This window comes from Kitasatospora sp. NPDC005856, from assembly GCF_040629945.1.
Classification (GTDB): domain Bacteria; phylum Actinomycetota; class Actinomycetes; order Streptomycetales; family Streptomycetaceae; genus Kitasatospora.
In genome coordinates, this window is record NZ_JBEXWT010000068.1 from 16489 (window position 1) to 33530 (window position 17042).

The 17042-nt window shown below is 75.3% G+C and carries 12 protein-coding genes; 9 read left to right on the plus strand and 3 right to left on the minus strand.

What is annotated here, in order from left to right; all coding sequences use genetic code 11:
- The first annotated feature begins 12 nt into the window (after nt 1-12).
- On the plus strand, nt 13-1044 hold the full coding sequence (locus ABZ449_RS30890; protein WP_360352764.1) for an NAD-dependent epimerase/dehydratase family protein: 1032 nt from the start codon (nt 13-15) through the stop codon (nt 1042-1044).
- A gap of 93 nt (nt 1045-1137) precedes the next feature.
- Here the strand turns inward: ABZ449_RS30890 and ABZ449_RS30895 are convergent, their stop codons facing one another.
- The 3 genes from ABZ449_RS30895 to eccCa all read right to left on the minus strand — a co-directional run bounded on the left by ABZ449_RS30895 (nt 1138) and on the right by eccCa (nt 9423).
- Complete coding sequence (locus ABZ449_RS30895; RefSeq protein ID WP_360352766.1) at nt 1138-2019, minus strand: chitosanase; 882 nt, start codon at nt 2017-2019, stop codon at nt 1138-1140.
- A 160-nt stretch (nt 2020-2179) separates the two neighbouring features.
- Nucleotides 2180-5245, minus strand: a complete 3066-nt coding sequence (locus ABZ449_RS30900; RefSeq protein WP_360352768.1) for a hypothetical protein — start codon at nt 5243-5245, stop codon at nt 2180-2182.
- Between the two features lie 188 nt (nt 5246-5433).
- The gene (eccCa, locus tag ABZ449_RS30905) at nt 5434-9423 is read right to left on the minus strand and encodes a type VII secretion protein EccCa (RefSeq protein WP_360352786.1); all 3990 of its coding nucleotides are present in this window, start codon (nt 9421-9423) and stop codon (nt 5434-5436) included.
- Between the two features lie 199 nt (nt 9424-9622).
- On the opposite strand from eccCa, the gene eccD reads away from it, so the two are divergent.
- The 8 genes from eccD to ABZ449_RS30945 all read left to right on the plus strand — a co-directional run bounded on the left by eccD (nt 9623) and on the right by ABZ449_RS30945 (nt 17038).
- Nucleotides 9623-10990: a type VII secretion integral membrane protein EccD gene (eccD, locus tag ABZ449_RS30910; RefSeq protein ID WP_360352769.1), complete on the plus strand. Its 1368-nt coding sequence runs from the start codon at nt 9623-9625 to the stop codon at nt 10988-10990.
- A 52-nt stretch (nt 10991-11042) separates the two neighbouring features.
- Complete coding sequence (eccB, locus tag ABZ449_RS30915; RefSeq protein WP_360352771.1) at nt 11043-12497, plus strand: type VII secretion protein EccB; 1455 nt, start codon at nt 11043-11045, stop codon at nt 12495-12497.
- A 104-nt stretch (nt 12498-12601) separates the two neighbouring features.
- On the plus strand, nt 12602-12934 hold the full coding sequence (locus ABZ449_RS30920; protein ID WP_360352772.1) for a hypothetical protein: 333 nt from the start codon (nt 12602-12604) through the stop codon (nt 12932-12934).
- A 98-nt stretch (nt 12935-13032) separates the two neighbouring features.
- Nucleotides 13033-13332 carry a hypothetical protein gene (locus ABZ449_RS30925; RefSeq protein WP_360352774.1) on the plus strand — a complete coding sequence of 100 codons (300 nt, stop codon included), beginning with the start codon at nt 13033-13035 and terminating at the stop codon, nt 13330-13332.
- An 18-nt stretch (nt 13333-13350) separates the two neighbouring features.
- Entirely contained in the window at nt 13351-13863 is a 513-nt protein-coding gene (locus ABZ449_RS30930) for a hypothetical protein (protein WP_360352776.1), read from the plus strand.
- Between the two features lie 129 nt (nt 13864-13992).
- Nucleotides 13993-16182, plus strand: a complete 2190-nt coding sequence (locus ABZ449_RS30935; protein WP_360352778.1) for a hypothetical protein — start codon at nt 13993-13995, stop codon at nt 16180-16182.
- 60 nt (nt 16183-16242) lie between these two features.
- Nucleotides 16243-16731, plus strand: coding sequence for a YbaB/EbfC family nucleoid-associated protein (locus tag ABZ449_RS30940; protein ID WP_360352779.1), 489 nt, complete (start codon nt 16243-16245; stop codon nt 16729-16731).
- The gene (locus ABZ449_RS30945; protein WP_360352781.1) at nt 16724-17038 is read left to right on the plus strand and encodes a hypothetical protein; all 315 of its coding nucleotides are present in this window, start codon (nt 16724-16726) and stop codon (nt 17036-17038) included. Before ABZ449_RS30940 ends, ABZ449_RS30945 begins: the two co-directional genes overlap by 8 nt.
- Nucleotides 17039-17042 lie beyond the last annotated feature (4 nt).

Consider the following 17042-nt stretch of genomic DNA (forward strand, 5'->3'; position numbering starts at 1 on the left):
GGAGGACGACCGATGTTGGTGAGCGTGACCGGCGGCACCGGATTCGTCGGCATCCACTCGGTCGCGGCGCTGGTCCGCGGCGGCCACCGGGTGCGGATGCTGGTCCGCGACCCGGCCGCCGCGGAGCGGGTCCTCGGCCTGCTGGCGGTGGACCCGGGCGCCGTCGACCTGGTCGTCGGGGACGTGACCGACGAGGGCGGCGCGGCCCGAGCGGTGCGCGGCGCCGACGCCGTGCTCCACGCGGCCGCGGTGTACTCATTCGACAGCCGGCACGACGAGCGGATGCGCCGGACCAACGAGCGGGGGACCGAACTGGTGCTGGCCGCGGCCCGCCGCTCGGGCGCCGACCCGGTCGTCCACGTCTCCAGCATCGTCGCGCTGCTGCCGTCCCCCGGACGGCCGCTCGGGGAGCACTCCCCGGTCGGCTGTCCCCGGGACACCTACATGGCGACCAAGGCGGCGGCCGAGCGGATCGCCCGGGGCCACCAGCGGGACGGCGCGCCGGTGGTCATCAGCTACCCGCCCGCGCTGCTCGGCCCGCAGGACCCGGGGCTGGGCGACCAGAACGCCCGGCTGCGCAACGCCCTGCGCGGACTGATGCCGATCTGGCCGCTCGGCGGCTTCCCGGTCGGCGACGTCCGCGACACCGCGCGGCTGCACGCCCGGCTGCTGACCACGCCGCGGGCGGGCTCCGGCCGGCACTTCGGGCCGGGCCGCCACCTGCCCACCCGGCAGTACGTGCGGACCCTGCGGGAGGTCACCGGGCGGCGACTGCCCGCGGCCTTCCTCCCCGCCCGGGCCATGCTGCCGGTCGGCGCCCTGGCCAGCCTGCTCCAGCGCGGATGGCCCTGGCACATCCCCGCCGAGTACGGCGCCGTGTACACCTGTGCCTGTGCGGCCCCGGTCGATCCCGCCGCGAGCACCGGCGGGCTGACCCCGAGGCCGACCGCCGAGACCATGGCGGACACGGTGCGCTGGCTGTACGACCAGGGCCGGCTGACCGCCGCCCAGGCCGGCCTGATCGCCGCGGACAAGGACCGCTGAGCCGGACCCGACGGCCGGCCGCGAACGGACCCCGGTCCGTCCGCGGCCGGCCGTCGGCCGTGGCGGCGGGGGAGCCGCTGCGGCGGATGCCCGTCAGCCGTCGATCCTGAACGACTCGCCGTAGACCTTCCACACCAGCGGGGGCCTGAGATCGAGGTTGCCCGCCTTCAGGAACACCAACTGCTCGGTGTCCACCCGGTCGGTCTCCCCGTGGGCGGCCTCGGTCTTCATCGCGGCCCGGCGGGCGTCGAGGAAGGCGGCCAGGTAGGCCTTCTCGTCGCCGCCCTGGGCGGGCGTCCTGGCCTTCCTCATGGCGGCGGCCCGGATGCCGCCGAAGCTGACCGACCCGTCGCCGGGGCCGTGCATGACGATGGCGTCGTAGTAGACCAACTGGCCGAGGGCGCGCAGCCCGTCGGTCCGGGCCTGCATGACGGACGGGTTGAAGTAGACCCGGTCCCGCTCGTCCGTCTGGGCCTGCCGGAAGACCGGGTCCTGGGCCGCCTTCTTCCAGGCCCCGACGAAGTCCGGGTCGAGGCCGGCGTGCGAGGAGGAGTCGTTCACCTTGCGCAGCGCCGGGAGGTACCCGGACAGCGCGTTGCCGGGCTTGAGCTTCCCGTAGTGCTCGACGAGGTCGAGCATGTCGCCGGTGCCCGAGCAGAAGCCGACGATGCCGGCCGTGTAGCCGCGGCCGTCCCCGATGTCCTCGATGTAGGCGAACTGGGCCTTCCAGTCGAGCGAGGAGTTCTCCGCGCTGGAGACGATCTGCTGGGCGATGTCCTTCATCCGGGGGTCGTCGAGGCCGTTCCCGGTGGAGGTGGTGGCGGCGGCGGTGGCGGTGGACCCGGGCTCGGGGGGCTGGGTGGTGCGGTGCGGGCGGGCGTTGGCGACCGTCGCGGTGACGGCGGTGACCAGCACCGCGGCCGTGGCGATGTGCAGGGCCCTGGGGCGCGACGGCCGGGCGTGTTTCGACGGCATGCGTACTCCGGATCTGGCGGACGGGGATTCGGTGGACGGGGATTCGGTGGGCGGGGATTCGGTGGGCGGGGCGGGGCGGGGTGGCCGGTGTCCGGGGGATTCCGGACACCGGTGAACCGCCGCCGGGCCGTTCGGGCGTGGCGCGGGTGGCGCGGGCCGGTCAGGCCATGGCGGACGGGTCGGGATCGGGGTTCGCGGGCGTGGGCGGCTCCGGGAGGAGCACGCCCGGGGTGAGGCGGAAGCGGTCCGGGCGGGTGACCGTCCGGCGGTCGGCCGGCGCCACCTTGTCCCGGCGCTCCAGCCAGGCACGCAGCCGGTTCCGGGCGCTGAGGTCCCGCCCGGCGTCCGGGCCGGCCGGCGCCGGGCCGGTGGTCTCGCGCAGCAGCACCCGGGCGGGGCGGGCCACGCCGTCGCCGGGGGCGACATCGACCACCACGAAGCCGGTCCCCGGCGGGAAGGCCACCTGGGGCACCTCGCGGTCGTCCCCGAAGGCGGCGGTCCGCCGGCCGGTGGTCGACCAGACGGCGAACTCGACCGGGGCGCCCAGGTCGGCCGCGGGCGAGGCCAGGCCGGCGATCGCCCCCGGTTCGAGGAGCACCAGGCCCACCGGGAAGGCCTCCAGCGCCTCCGGCGCCAGATCGGCACCCAGCAGCACCGCGCCGTGGTGGCTCGGCAGCCGGAGCAGGCCCGAGCCCAGACAGGCGAGGTACGGGCGCAGCGGACCCTCCACGCCGCCGCGGGCCTCGGCGAGGAGAGCGGCCCGGTCGGCGGGGACACCGGAGTCCTCGTGGTGCAGCAGCACGGCCACCAGGTCGGCCTTGAAGTCGTCCCGGCCGGTCGACCGCAGGCCCGGCAGCCGGGTGACGGCCGGCTCCACCCGCCCGGCGCAGCGGTGGTAGTGCTCGCCGAGCAGCAGCCGGAAGGCGTCGCGGTCCTGCACGGCGCTGACCGGGGCCAGGGGCAGGACGTCGGCGGCGGTGAAGTAGCGGGCGGCGAGGGCGGGGGAGACGGGGGCGGGGGCGGGCGCCGTGGCCGGCATGGTCGCGAGCGGGGTCCCGGTTGAGAACTCCCTTGCAGGCTCTCCCGACTGGGGCGTCTCGCCGTCGGCGGTGCGAAGGGTTGGCGGCTCGGTGGCGAACTCCCCTGTGGGGCCGGCGGATCGGTTGGCCTCGCCGGTGGTGGTGCGATGGTCGGGCGGCTCGGTGGTGAGGCCAGCGGCCGTCGGCTCTCCGGGTGCCGCGGCCGTGAACTCCTCGTCGCTGGAGCCGGGTTCGGGCCCTGCCCCAGCGGCAGGACGACGGGCCGCGCCCGCACTCCCCGGAGCGCCGGTGGCCGACTCCGTCGCCGTACCGCCCGCTCCCGGCACACCACCGCTGGTGGCCAGGCCCACGGGCGCGGTCGGCAACCCGACCGACAGCCCGACCGGCGGCTCGGTGGGGAGGGCGGCCTCGGGGGCGGGCCCTGGGTCCGTGTCCGTGGGGAGGGCGGCCTCGGGGGCGAGGCCGTGCGGTGCCCTGGTGGGGGCGGCCGTCTCGGTCGTGAGCCCCGGGTTCGTACCGGTGGGGAGGGCAGCCCCGGGGCCGAGGCCGTGGGGTGCGCCGGCCGGTGCCGGCTGCGGCGCCGGGGCGGACAGGGCGAACCGCTCGGCGGCCGGGGCCGGGACGGCCCCCGCCCAGGTGCCGGCGCCGATACCGGCCGGTCCGGTCGGGTCGCCGGTGGCGGGCCGGGTCGGCGGGTCGAGCCACACCAGGCCGTTCATCCGGGCGAAGAACCGGGCGCTGCTCTCCGACGCGGCGTCGACCAGCCCGTGCAGCAGCAGCCCGTACCCCCGGACGCCGGGGACCGGCAACTGGTCGAGGACGGCCGCGAGTTCCTCCCAGACGTGGTGCGGGACCAGCCGGGCCTGCTCGCCGACGACGATGGTCGGGCGGGCCGGGTCCGGGCGCAGGTAGCGCGGGGCCCAGGCGTACGGGGGTTCCGGGCGGAGCCAGAGCCCGGCCGGTACGGCCTCCAGGCACCAGAACGGAAAGGCCCGGAACAGTCCGGGCCCCACCGTCTCCCAGCCGGCGGCGCCCTTGCGCCACGCCGAGCTGACGGTCTCGTGCCGGCCGGAGGAGCTGAGCCGGAGCAGGTACGGCTCCCAGGAGGCGGCGCCCCGGTGGTCGAGCACGGCGGTGGTGTAGCCGCTGCCGCCCGCGACCGGCAGCCCGATCGCGCTGTGGACCGGTCGCCCCAGCCGCTCGGCGAGGCTGCCGGACAGCAGGGCGACGGCGCCCGGGTCGGCCCAGGGCGCGCTGACCACGAGCTGGTCGGAGCCGATCGGCAGGGACAGCGCGGCCTCGGTGAACTCCTGCGGGTCCAGGACGGGCCGGGCAGGCGTGCCGACCAGCAGCGGGGTGGTCCCGGGGGGCGTCGCGAGTTGCCGCAGGAAGGGCATCGGCCCCGCGGGCCGGGCCGTGACGTGGTTGAGCCAGAAGCCGGTGGCCAGCCGGTGGACCGACACCGAGGCGGGCGGGGTGCCCGTTCCGGCGGGGGCGCCGGCCCGTCCGGCGCCCGGTCCGGCCGGGTCGGGAACGGGGAGCGCGCCGGGCGCGGGGAGCACCGGCCCGGGGGCGACCGGGGCGGTGGCGGCGACCGTCTCGCGCAGTCGGCGGGCCCGGCCTCCGGGCGGGCAGCTCCACCAGGTGGCCGGCTCGGCGGAGCCGTTCGGGGCGGTCACCTTGAGGGTGCCGTCGGGCTGGACGGCGACCATGCCGTCCGGGGCGACGACCGTGATGCCCGCCCTGTCGGCCACGACCTCGGCGGGGCGCCGGCCGCCGGGGCCGACGGCGGCCAGCCCGGAGGCGGCCAGGATCAGGCTGGACGCGCCGCGGGCCCGGGCGATCATCCCGAGCTCGGCCATCTGCTCGCGCAGCACGGGGGCCGCGTCCGTCGCCGCCGCCACCACGACCAGGGCGTTCGGGACGGGCCGCAGGGTGCCGATGGCGGCGGACAGCTCGTGGTCGGTCACCTCGGGCGGGGCGATGACGAAGTGCGGCCCGAGCACGCGCAGGATCGAGCGTCCGCCGCGGCGGGCGGGTGCGGTGGCGGGCGCGGTGCCGCGGCGGCCGAACCAGCGCCGCACCGCCGGTGCGCCGCCGTCCGCCGCGGAGCCGCCGGCGTTCCCGGCCGCACCCCCCGCCGCACCCCCGGCCGCACCCTCCGCCGCACTTCCGGCCGGGCTCATCGCGGGCTCCGGACGGCTCCGGCGGATGTCCGGCGAGGCTCCACCTCGGCCATTGGCGTCTGCCTCCCTGGTCGGTCGTCGGGGCCCGCACGGGCGGACCTCGCCCAGCTACACGGGATCGCCGGGCACCCGGTTCACCGGGCGCGCGGCGAACCGGCGGCGTCCGGCGGTCCCGTACCGGGGTCGGCTCAGGTGCGCTCCGCCCCCTCCGGCTCGGGAGCCCTGGCGGTCTGCAGCTGGACGGTCCGCCGTCGGCTGATGTGCAGCGCCCGGCCGGGCGGCAGCTCCCGGGGCTTGACGCTGCCGAAGAGCACGCCCTCGCTGGGCGGGCAGGACAGCAGCACCGCCGGGGTGTTGACGTCCAGCAGCCGGCGCATCAGCGGGTCGCTCATGGCCCGGGCGGCGCCGTTGGCGCTGCGCGCCACGATCAGGTGCAGGCCCAGCTCGGTGCCCTGGGCGAGGTGGTCGAGCAGCGGGGCGAAGGGGTGGCCGGTGATCGGAGCGGTGATCAGGTCGTAGTCGTCGACGACGACGAAGAGCTCGGGGCCGGTCCACCAGTCGCGGAGCCTGAGCCGGGCGGGGGTGATGTCCTCGCCGGGCACCCGTCCCTCCATGGCCCGGGCCGCGCCCTGGACGACCTGCTTGAGGACGTCCACCGCGACGGCGTGGCCGACCCGGTACTCCTCGGGGACGAAGTCGAACAGGCCGCGCCGGAAGTCGATCAGCATGATCCGGGCCTCGGCCGGGGTGTAGGCGGAGGTGATGCCGTCGATCAGCAGGCGCAGCAGGTTGGTCTTCCCGGACTCGCTGTCGCCGATCACCACGAGGTGCGGGGTCTCCTCGAAGTCGTGCCACAGCGGCGCGATCCGGCGGTCCTCCAGGCCGATCGGCACCCGCAGCCGGCCTTCGGCGGCGGGCAGTTCGGCGGCCTCCAGCATCAGCGGGAGCATCCGCACCTGTGGCGCGCGCGGGCCGGTCCAGTGCTCGTTCACGGCCTCCACCAGGTCCGCCACGGCGTCGGCGAGGTCGTCGGTGCCGCCGGTGCCGTCGATGCGGGGCAGCGCGGTGAGGAAGTGCAGCTCCTCGTCGGTGAGCCCGCGGCCGGGGATCCTGGGGACGGTGGCGGCGGCCCGCATGTTGATCACGGAGTCCACGTTGTCGCCCAGCCGCAGCTCGAACCTGGTGCCGAGCTGGTCGCGCAGCGCGCTGGTCACCTCGGCCCAGCGGGTCGCGGTGATGATCAGGTGGACGCCGTAGTTGAGGCCGCGTCCGGCGATCAGGCCGAGGATCTGCACCAGCTCGCCGAACTCCTGGCGGACGGTGTTCCAGCCGTCCACGACCAGGAAGACGTCGCCGTGCGGGTCGTCGGCGAGCGCCGGGTCGCCGGCCGCCCGGCGCCGGCGGAAGGCGGCGGCCGAGTCGATGCCCAGCCGGGCGAAGCTCTGCTCCCGGCGGGCGATGACGCCGTTGATCTCGGCGATGGTGCGCCCGACCCGCTCCGGGTCGTGCCGGCCGGTCACCCCGCCGACGTGCGGCAGGTCGCGCAGCGCCGACAGGCCGCCACCGCCGAAGTCCAGGCAGTAGAACTGCACTTCGCGCGGGGAGTGGGTGAGGGCCAGGCCGGTGACCAGGGAGCGCAGCAGGGTGCTCTTGCCGCTCTGCGGGCCGCCGGCGACGGCGACGTGGCCGCCGGCCCCGGAGAGGTCGGCGGTGAGCAGGTCGCGCAGCTGCTGGAACGGGCGGTCGACGACGCCGACCGGCACCGACAGCCCGCCGCGCAGCTGCCACCCGGCGGTGGTCAGCCCGTACTCGGGGTGGGGGGAGAGCGGCGGCAGCAGCTCGTCCAGGGTCGGCGGCACGTCCAGCGGCGGCAGCCAGACCCGATAGGCCGGCGGGCCAGCGTCGGTGAGGCGCTCGGCGGCCAGGTCCAGCAGGGTGCGGGCGGTCGTCTCCGGCTCGCTCTCCTCCGGGAGCTCCGGTTCCTCGACCACCGGCTGTCGGCGGGGCGCCGCGTACTCGGTGCCGAACGGCAGGATCTGCCCGGCCGCCGCCGCCTGCCGCTCGGTGCTGGGCTGCTGCCGGCGGTACGGCCCGGAGACGTAGGCGGCCTTGAACCGGCTGAGGGTGGCGATGTCGCTGCGCAGGATGCCGTTGCCGGGCTGCGAGGGCAGGTGGAAGGCGTCCGGCACCCCGAGCACGCCGCGGCTCTCCATGGCGGAGAAGGTGCGCAGACCGATCCGGTACGAAAGATGGGACTCCAGGGCGTGCATCCGGCCCTCGTCGAGGCGCTGCGAGGCCAGCAGCAGGTGCACGCCGAGGGAGCGGCCGAGGCGGCCGATCATGATGAAGAGGTCCATGAAGTCCCGGTGGGCGGCGAGCAGTTCGGAGAACTCGTCGACCACCACGAACAGGGTGGGCAGTGGGTCCAGCTTGGCGCCGGAGGACCGGGCCGCCTCGTAGTCCACCAGCGAGGTGTGGTTGCCCGCCGAGCGCAGCAGCTCCTGGCGGCGCATCATCTCGCCGTGCAGCGCGTCGCGCATCCGGTCCACCAGGGCGGCCTCGTCGGCCAGGTTGGTGATCACCGCCGAGGTGTGCGGGAGGCGGTCCAGGCCCAGGAAGGTCGCGCCGCCCTTGAAGTCGACCAGCACGAAGTTGAGCGTCTCCGAGGAGTGCGTCAGCGCGAGGGCCAGCACCAGGGTGCGCAGCAGCTCGGACTTGCCGGAGCCGGTCGCACCGATCAGCAGGCCGTGCGGGCCCATGCCGCCCTGCGCGGACTCCTTGATGTCCAGGTCCACCGGGGTGCCGTCCGAGCCCACGCCCAGCGGCACCCGCAGACGCTGCTCCCGGGGCCGGTCGGCCCACGCCCGGCGGACGTCGTGCCGGTGCAGGTCCTTGATCCCCAGCAGCGAGGTCAGGTCGAAGTCGGTGGCCAGTGGCTCGGCGCTGTCGGTGGAGTCGCCGAGCCGGTGGGGCGCGAGGACGGTGGCGAAGCGCCGGGCGGCGGCCGCGGTGAGCGCATCGGGGCGGCCGAGCGCGGTGACGCTGTCCTTGCGGTCGCGGTCGGTGCCGACCAGCTCCAGTGCGCCGTCCGCCGTGATCCGCAGCCGCAGCCGGTGCTTGGCGTGCTTCCACTCCAGCGCGTCGTCCACGTCCAGCACGGTGGCGTTGCGGTAGCCGGCCAGCGCGGCCCGGCCGGCGGCGGGCAGCCGCACCCCGTCGACCACGATCAGGGTGTACGGCTCCTCGCGGCCCGGCTGGGCATCCGGCTCCCAGGGGCCGCGCGCGGCGAACTCGGTGCCGAGCAGCTGCTCCAGCTCCACCATCGAGGCGGCCACCAGCCGGACCGGGCCGGCGCCGTCGGTCTCGTCCGGGTGCAGGGCGTGCGGCAGCCACTTCAGCCAGTCCCAGTCGGCGCGCCGCTCGGGTGCCGTCACCACGCCGATCCGCAGTTCGTCGGGGGCCTGGAAGTAGGCCAGCTGGGCCACCATCGCCCGGGCCAGCGCGCGGGCCGGTCCGGTGGTACCGGTCGCGTCGCCGTCGGGGGAGGCGGCCTCCTCGCCCGCGTCCGCCCGTAGCAGCACGTGGGCGTAGCCGCGGACGTGCACCGCGATCGGCTGTTCGGGCAGGGTGCCGTACGCGTGGATGAAGCGCCGCAGCGCGTGCGCGCTCAGCGGCTCCAGGTCCTCGACCGGCTTGGTGGCCAGCGGGGCGAGCCGTACGGCCAGCCGCTGCGCGCCCACCGCGATCCGCACGTCGCCGAAGTCCGGGTGGGCCGCCCGGCGCTCCCACAGCCGGGAGGTGCGCACCATCGAGGCCAGCGCGGCGGGCTCCGGGTGCCGCCAGGCCAGCGCCCGCTGCTGCTTGACGGTGTGGCGCCGGACCTGACGGCGGATCTGCGACAGGTAGCGGAGGTAGTCCCGGCGCTCGCCGCGCAGCTGGCGCTTGCGGTCGCTCTCGCCCCGGATCAGCTGGGTGACCAGCATGCCGACGGCGGACAGGGCCATCATGCCGATCGCCACGTACGTCAGCGGGCCGCCCGAGGTGCTCGGGTTGAGGACGATGAACACCATCGACAGGGAGCTCAGCGCCATCGGCGCCATGGTGAGCACGGTGGACAGCCCGCTCTGCGGCTCCGGCAGCCCGGGCGGCTCCTGCAGCTGGATGTCGCCGTCCGGCATCTCCGGCCCGGAGCGCCTGGGCGGACGCTCGACCACGACCTGACTCAACGGGCTCCTCCTCACACGATGACGTTTCCGCCCGGGGCACGGAACCGGGCCCGGGAACGGTTCACCGAACCGGTGCCCGTCCCGGTGAACCGCGGCCCCCGGTGTTTCCGTGCAGCCGGGCGAAGAGCCGAGGACCGTCGGGAGGGAACGCATGAGTGGTGGCGCCGTGGCCGGCCTGTGCAGACTGAGGTTCCGTGCGCCCGACTCGGCGTTCGAGCTGGTCGTGCCCTCCGACGTGGTCCTGGCGGACCTCCTCCCGGGCGTGCTCGGGCACGCGGGCGCCGAGACCGAGGAGGCCGGCGCCGAGCACTCCGGCTGGGTCCTGCAGCGGGTCGGCGAGGAGCCGCTGGACGAGGAGCTGACGCTGGAGGCGCTCGGACTGCGCGACGGCCAGGAGCTGTTCCTGCGCCCGCGCACCGCCGAACTGCCCCCGGTGCACTTCGACGACCTAGTGGACGGGGTGCGCAGCGGCATGCTGGAGCGCCGCGACTCCTGGCGCCCGGCGCTCACCCACCACCTCGCGGTGGCCGCCGCGCTGGTCGCCCTGGCCGGCGGACTGGCGCTGCTGCTCCTGCCGGGCCCCGCCCACCTGCGCTGTGCGGCGGCCGCGGTGGGCGCCGTCCTGCTCCTGGCCGGGGCCGGCGGCGCCGCCCGGACGGTGGGCGACGGCGCCGCGGGCACGGCCCTGGGCGCCGCCGCGATCGGCTACGCCGTCACCGCCGCCGTCCTGGTGCCCGGCCTCGACGGCACGGACCGGCTGCTGTCCGGCGGGTCGGCCGGCGCCGGCGCCGCGGTGCTCGCCCTCGCCGTGACCGGCGCCTCGGCGCCGTTCTTCCTCTCCGTCCTGTTCGCCGCCCTGGTCGCCCCGGGCGCCGGCGTGCTGGCGCTGGAGGAGGTGCCGCCGGGGCACGCCGCGGCGATCCTGGCCTGCGCGGCGGTGCTCTCCGGGGCCTTCGCGCCCGGCCTCGCCTTCAAGATCGCGGGGCTCCGGGTGCCCGCGCTGCCGCGCAACGCCGAGGAGCTCCAGGAGGACATCGAGCCCTTCCCGGCCGCCGAGGTCCTCGCCCGCGGCGATGTCGCGGACGGCTACCTGACCGGCTTCCTCGGCAGCATCGGCCTGGTCTGCGCCGTCTGTCTGACCCTGCTGGCGGGTGCCGACGGCTGGGGCCCGGCCGCGACGGCCGCCGACCTCGCCGTGCTGCTCCTGCTGCACGCCCGGGAGATCGGCAGCTTCCGGCAGCGCCTCGCCGTCCTGCTGCCCGGCCTGTACGGGCTGGTGCTGCTGGCGGGAGGGCTCGGCCTGCGGGCCGGCTGGCAGGACCGGCTCACCCTGGTCGCCGCGCTGCTGGGCGTCGCGGCGGTCCTGCTGGTCGTCGCGTGGACGGTGCCCGGCCGCCGGCTGCTGCCGTACTGGGGGCGCGCCGCCGACCTGCTGCACTCCCTGGCGGCCTTCGCCCTGCTGCCCCTCGCGCTACAGACCCTGGGCTTCTACCAGTTGATGCGGGGCCTGGCCGGCTGACGCCCCGCCCGCCGCCGCGCCCGTCCCCACCACCGATCCCGGGAGAGGTCCCATGCAGTCCAGACGCGACCAGGTGCAGGCCCACCTGTTCGTGATGAGCCGGGTCGCCTCCGGGATGCTGCGCGCCGAGCCGGACGCGCCCGACACCCCCGTCGCCCGGACCACCCGCGGCGCCGCGGTCGGGCTCGCCATCGGCCTGCTGATCGGCGTCGGCGCCGGTGTCTACGGCCTCGTCCAACCCGGGGGCGCGACCGGCTGGAAGAAGCCCGGCACGCTGGTGGTGGTCGAGGAGAGCGGCGCCCGCTACCTGTACGCCGGCGGGCAGTTGCGCCCGGTGCTCAACCAGGCCAGCGCCAGGCTGCTCGCCGGGGACCGGTTCCGTTCGACGACGGTCGGCGCGGCCTCGCTCGACGGCGTTCCGCGCGGGGCGGTGGTCGGCCTCGTCGGCGCCCCCGACGCCCTTCCGGCCGAGCGGGACCTCGGCCAGGCCGACTGGTCGGCCTGCGCGGTCCAGACCCCCGGGGCCGCACAGGGTGCCCGGGCCGCACCGCAGCTGTCGCTGGCGATCGGTCTGCGGCAGGGAAGCCGCCCGCTCACCGACGAGCGGGCCGTGCTGCTGGCCGGGCCGGACGGCGTTCCCCAACTGGTATGGCGTGGAAGGAGGTTGCGCCTGGACGCCGGCGGGCTGCGAGCCCTCGGCTACGGCGGCGCCGTGCCGTACCCGGTGACGGCCGGCTTCCTCGACACCCTGCCGGTCGGCCCGGACCTCAGGGCGCCCGAGCCGCACGGGCGCGGCGGCGCCGGCCCGGCGCTGGCCGGCCGGCCCACCCGGATCGGCCAGCTGTTCACCGGCCCGGGCGGGGAGCGCTACCTGCTCGCCGAGGACGGGCTCGTCCCGCTCGGGGAGACGCTGTACCAGCTCGTCCAGGGCGATCCGCGCACCCAGCAGGAGGCCTACGGCGGTGCGCCCGTCACCCCCGGGCCGGTCGGCCCGGCGGATCTCGCGGCGCACCTCGCCCCCGCCGCCGCGGCGGCCGCCTGGGCGGGCGCCGAACTCCCCGGCCGGCCACCGCAGTTGGCGACGGTCGGGGAGGGGCAGGTGCCCTGCGCGGAACTGCGGCCCGGCGCCGGGCCGGCCGTGGTCGCGGTCGCTCTGGTGGACGCCGCCGCCGTCGCCGGCCAGCCCCCGGCCGTCCAGCCGGGCGTCGCCCCGGCCTGCAACGGCGCCGACCGGATCGTGGTCCGGCCCGGCGGCGGCTCGCTGGCGCGGGCCGTCACCGGCTCCGGCGCCGGCTCGACCCTCTACCTGGTCACGGACACGGGGGTGAAGTACCCGCTGCCCTCGCCCGCGACCGTCAAGCTCCTGGGCTACACCAAGGCCGCCCCGGCGGCCGTCCCCACCCGGCTGCTCGGCCTGCTGCCCACCGGGCCGAGCCTCGACCCGGCCGCCCTGACCGGCGGCGGAGTGGTCGACACGACCGCCGCAACGAACCCCTGCGGGGGCTGAACCCCCGGGCACCGCGCGTCCGTTCAGTGTGCCGGGCCGCGGACCCCTGACCCACCCGAGGCACCGGCGACCGGCCGGCGCCCGCCACAGAGAAGGGATGTCACATGGCCGGCAACAGCATGCTCAACGATCCGTTGGTCGTCCAGCAGGTGCTGATCACGGTGGCGACGCAGGACACGCACATGCAGCACACCCAGCGCCAGATCCAGAACATCGTCGAGCAGGTCCAGACCTACTTCAGGGCCGAGGCCAGCGCCGTGTTCTGCCAGAAGATGCAGGACTGGCAGGCCAGGTACGCCCAGGTGCGCGAGCAGTACACCAGGTTCCACGACCTGCTCGTCGGCGGTTCGGGCCTGATCCAGGACTCGGGCCAGCAGTCCGTCCGCGTCGTCTCGAGCCTCGGCGCCGGCGACGCCGTCCTCAGGGAACTCGGCTGACCGGCTCCGGCTGACGCCGGCCGGCGGGCGACACCGCGGGCACACCCACCGGCCGGGTCAGGGCCGGAACCACCACAGCCGCTCGAAGGAGACCGACGATGGCAGACGGCAGCATCGAACTCCACCACCAGCAGATCGACGAGGCCGCGGCGATGCTGCGCCAGCACGGCGTCCTCATGCACGAGATGATGGAACAGACCCGTACCTTCCTCACCCAGGGCCTCGGCCACGAGCTGCACGGTGAGTACGCCACCGCGGGCAAGGGGTACGCCGACTTCCTGTCCTCCGCCGACTCCGCCATGACCGACGACATCGCCAAGGCCGCGGCGGCCCTGGACGAGGTGCACCTCATGATCCGCGAGTCCGACCAGTCGGCCGGCGCCAGGTTCAAGCTCTGACCGGCCGGGCGAGTCACGGTGACCGAGGACGAGAAGGCCGAAGAGGACCGGAAGAAGAAGGACGAGGAGAAGCGGAAGCAGAAGGAGAAGGAGGCCAGGGAGAAGCAGGAGCAGAAGGAGAAGGACGACGCCGACAGCTTCAAGGTCACCGAGAACTTCCTGCTCGACTTCGCCCACACCAAGCTGACCGCGATGCTGGCGGACCTGAAGACCCACCCCTCGCGGGTGGCGCTCAAGGAGTTCGTCCTCGGCATCGGCGGCGGCAAGTTCTCCGGCGACTACGCGAAGCTCCTGCCCGGCGGTCGCGACGCGGTGGTCCCGAGCGGCAAGACGCTGCGCGAGGGATTCACCAAGTACTGCGCGGCGCTGGAGGACCAGTTCAAGACGCTGGAGGATCAGGTCCAGGCGATGATCGACGACCTGGCGTCGGCCGACACCGCCCTGAAGCACGGCGGGGACGACGCCCTGGCGGCCGCCGAGATGATCTACCTGGTCAGTGACGTCCTCAGCCCCGGCGGCGGCACCAGGTAGTCCGCCCGCCGGGCCGCACCGGCCCGCAGCCCGGCGGCGCCCCCTCGCCGCCCACCGACAGCGGGGCGGGCCGGATCCCTCCCCGGCCCGCCCCGCCCGCGAACCGAAAGCCCCCTGGAGCTGTGACAGATGGCCACCAACACCTGGGAATCCGTGCTGCTGGCGTTCGCGCCCTCCGACCGGACGACCTTCCTGCAGCGCAGCGCCGTCACCGGAGACGAGAAGGTCCAGTGGATCGCCAACCACAGGTACGAGACCCTGCCGTACTTCAAGCAGACCGGGGGCGACGAGGGCTACGACGTCTGGTGGTCGTACAACTACACGGACGGCCTGGGCAAGCCGTGGAGCCACGTGATCGGCTGCAACCTCAACTGGAAGCAGTTCCAGGACGAGGGCACCGAACTGGGGAAGTGGATCCGGCAGGGCTACGACGCCCTCATGCCGCTCGCCCACTCGCCCTACGAGAACGACAGCATGAGCCCCTGGAGCTTCGACACCGCCGTGTCGACCCTGAAGGGCGCCGAGCAGCTGCTGCAGACCTGGGTGCCGACGATCAAGGGCTGGACCGCCGACGTCGCGGCGCCGGGGGCCGACTGGCAGGGCACGGCGGCCGGCGTGTTCCGGACGATGCTGGACCTCTTCGGCCACAAGGTCGAGAACCTCGCCAAGGCCCTGCAGGACAAGCACGTCGACACCCTGCTCCGGACGGCGCGGGACGCGATGGGCCAGGCGGTCCTCACCATGTGGAACGGGCAGGAGGCCTACCGCGACAGCCGCGACGCCTGGCCGGTCAACCCGCTGTTCGCGGCCCTGGTCGAGGGGATGTCCACGGCGAAGGTCACCGTCTCCGAGGGCCTCAGCGGCACCAACAACGACGGCACCGCGGTCGCGGGCGGCACGGTGGACTTCCGGGTCACCACCGCCTGGGGCGACCCGCACGGCGACGACTTCTGGAAGCAGGCCGAGAAGCGGGCCAAGGAGGTCTGGCTCAAGAACGTCGCCGACATCCTCGACAAGGCCGCCGGCACGGCGGCCAAGACCCTCGACAACGCCTACGGGCCGGCGATCCAGAGCCTGGCCGAGGGCATCCACGTGCGAGCGCCCAAGCCTCCCTACCGGGCGGCGCCGGACGACCCGCTGGGCGGCGGCAGCGACCCCTTCTCCGACGTCAGCAAGAACCTCAGCGACCTCAACAAGAACATGAACGACTCGCTGACCACCATGAACAAGGGGATGAACGACAACCTCAAGGGGATGAGCGACAGCTTCAGGAGCCTCACCGGCGGCGGCCCCGACTCCGGCCTCCCGACCGGCGGGCCGGGCGGGCTCGGTGGCGGCTCGGGCCTCCCCGGGCTCGGTGGCGGCTCGGGCCTTCCCGGGCTCGGTGGCGGCTCGGGCCTTCCCGGGCTCGGTGGCGGCTCCGGCTTCCCCGGCGTCGGCTCCGGCGTCCCCGTGCTGGACGAGAACGGCAAGCAGGTCTTCGACGGTCAGGGCAACCCCGTCACCGTGCCGCCGGGCAGCCACATCGACCCGACCACCCACCAGGTGATCGGGCCGGACGGAAAGCCGGTGCTCGGCGCCGACGGCAAGCCGATCACCGTCCCGCGAGGGGCGACCGTCGGCACCGGTCCGGGCGAGCACATGAAGGTGCCGCCCGGCTCGCACGTCGACGACCAGGGCCGGGTGATCGGCCCGGACGGCCGGCCCGTGCTGGACCGGAACGGCAACCCCGTCCTGGTGGAGCCCGGCTCCCGGGTCGACGGCGACGGCACCCTGCTGGACCCGGACGGCCGGCCGGTCTCCGAGCTCTCCCAGCTGCTGGCCGACCAGCGGCACGCCTTCGAGAGCGGCTTCGGCGGCGGTGACGGCGACGGGCTGATCGGCGGTGGCGGGCCCGGCTCCGGCTACACCCGTCTCCCCGGCGGCTCGCCGTTCGGCGGCTCCGGCGACACGGACGGCCTCGGCCTCGGCGGCTACTCGGGCACCGGCCTGATGCCCGGCGGACGCAGCGGCATGAGCGCGAAGGCGCTGGCCGGCGGTGGGGACCCGAACACCGTCCAGGCCCGGGCGGCGGCGGAGGCGGCCGAGGCCGCCGAGAAGGCCGCCGCGGCCAGGGCGGCGGCCGAGGCCGAGAGGAACGCGCTGACCGGCAAGGGCACGGCCACCACCGGCGGCATGCCGCCGATGATGCCGCCCGGCGCGGGCGCCGGTGCGCCCAACCAGAAGGACAAGGACCGTCAGCGCACCACCTGGCTGGCGGAGGACGAGGAGGTGTGGGGCACCGAGAGCACCGCGGTCAGCGGCGTCATCGGCCGCTGACCACCGCACCCCCCCGCAGGACCCGCGACACCCGGCCCCGGCCGGAGGAAAGGAATCCCGATGACCGTGCCCCCGACCGCCGACCCGTTCGGCCCCGACGGCCTCCTCGGCTCGATGAGCGAGGAGATCGAGCAGGCCATGGAGGCCCTGAGGGTCCAGCAGCGGAAGGCCGAGGAGATCCAGGCCGAACTCGCCCGCTCCTCCGCCACGGTCACCTCGAAGGACCGGATGGTGACCGCCAAGGTCGGCCCGCAGGGCCAGGTGCTCGCCCTCACCTTCCACACCACCGGCTACCAGGAGATGGCCCCCGCCCAGCTCGGCAGGCTGCTCACCGACCTGCTCAACGAAGCCCGGGCCGCGATGGGCGAGCAGGTGATCCGGGCGATGCGGCAGTTCGACGGCGTGGGCGACGCGCTGCGGCTCTCGCTCAGCGGCGGCAGCAGCCTCGACCGGCTGCTGGAGCCGCTGCGGGCGATGAAGCCGGGACACGACACCGAGGCCGAGGCGGAGCGCCGCCGGGCCGGCCGACAGGACGAGTTCCGTGAGTAGGCAGGACGTCTTCGCCAAGACCGAGGAGCTCAAGCGACGGTTCGGCGAGTTCCACGAGCTGTCGCTCCTGATCGACCAGGTCATCAGCGACGTCGAGACCGTCAACACCCGCAACAGCAGGGTCGGCGGCGACGACGAGATCGGCAGGCAGTACCACGACCAGGTCGACCGGGCGACCGAGGACCTGGCGGAGCTGATGAAGAGCATCAAGCAGACGGTGGACAACGCGGGCGAGAACGGCATCAACCTGGCCGCCGAACTCGACTACGCGCAGGACACCGTCGCCGACATCATGAAGACCCTGTAGGGAG

Excerpts from the sequence above, each read along its gene's own strand:
- ABZ449_RS30925 (WP_360352774.1), top strand. The coding sequence starts at position 13,033 with ATGGCAGACGGCAGCATCGAACTCCACCACCAGCAGATCGACGAGGCC.
- ABZ449_RS30900 (WP_360352768.1), bottom strand. The coding sequence starts at position 5,245 with ATGAGCCCGGCCGGAAGTGCGGCGGAGGGTGCGGCCGGGGGTGCGGCG.
- eccCa (WP_360352786.1), bottom strand. The coding sequence starts at position 9,423 with ATGCCGGACGGCGACATCCAGCTGCAGGAGCCGCCCGGGCTGCCGGAG.
- ABZ449_RS30890 (WP_360352764.1), top strand. The coding sequence starts at position 13 with ATGTTGGTGAGCGTGACCGGCGGCACCGGATTCGTCGGCATCCACTCG.
- eccB (WP_360352771.1), top strand. The coding sequence starts at position 11,043 with ATGCAGTCCAGACGCGACCAGGTGCAGGCCCACCTGTTCGTGATGAGC.
- ABZ449_RS30940 (WP_360352779.1), top strand. The coding sequence starts at position 16,243 with ATGACCGTGCCCCCGACCGCCGACCCGTTCGGCCCCGACGGCCTCCTC.
- ABZ449_RS30935 (WP_360352778.1), top strand. The coding sequence starts at position 13,993 with ATGGCCACCAACACCTGGGAATCCGTGCTGCTGGCGTTCGCGCCCTCC.
- ABZ449_RS30920 (WP_360352772.1), top strand. The coding sequence starts at position 12,602 with ATGGCCGGCAACAGCATGCTCAACGATCCGTTGGTCGTCCAGCAGGTG.
- ABZ449_RS30895 (WP_360352766.1), bottom strand. The coding sequence starts at position 2,019 with ATGCCGTCGAAACACGCCCGGCCGTCGCGCCCCAGGGCCCTGCACATC.
- eccD (WP_360352769.1), top strand. The coding sequence starts at position 9,623 with ATGAGTGGTGGCGCCGTGGCCGGCCTGTGCAGACTGAGGTTCCGTGCG.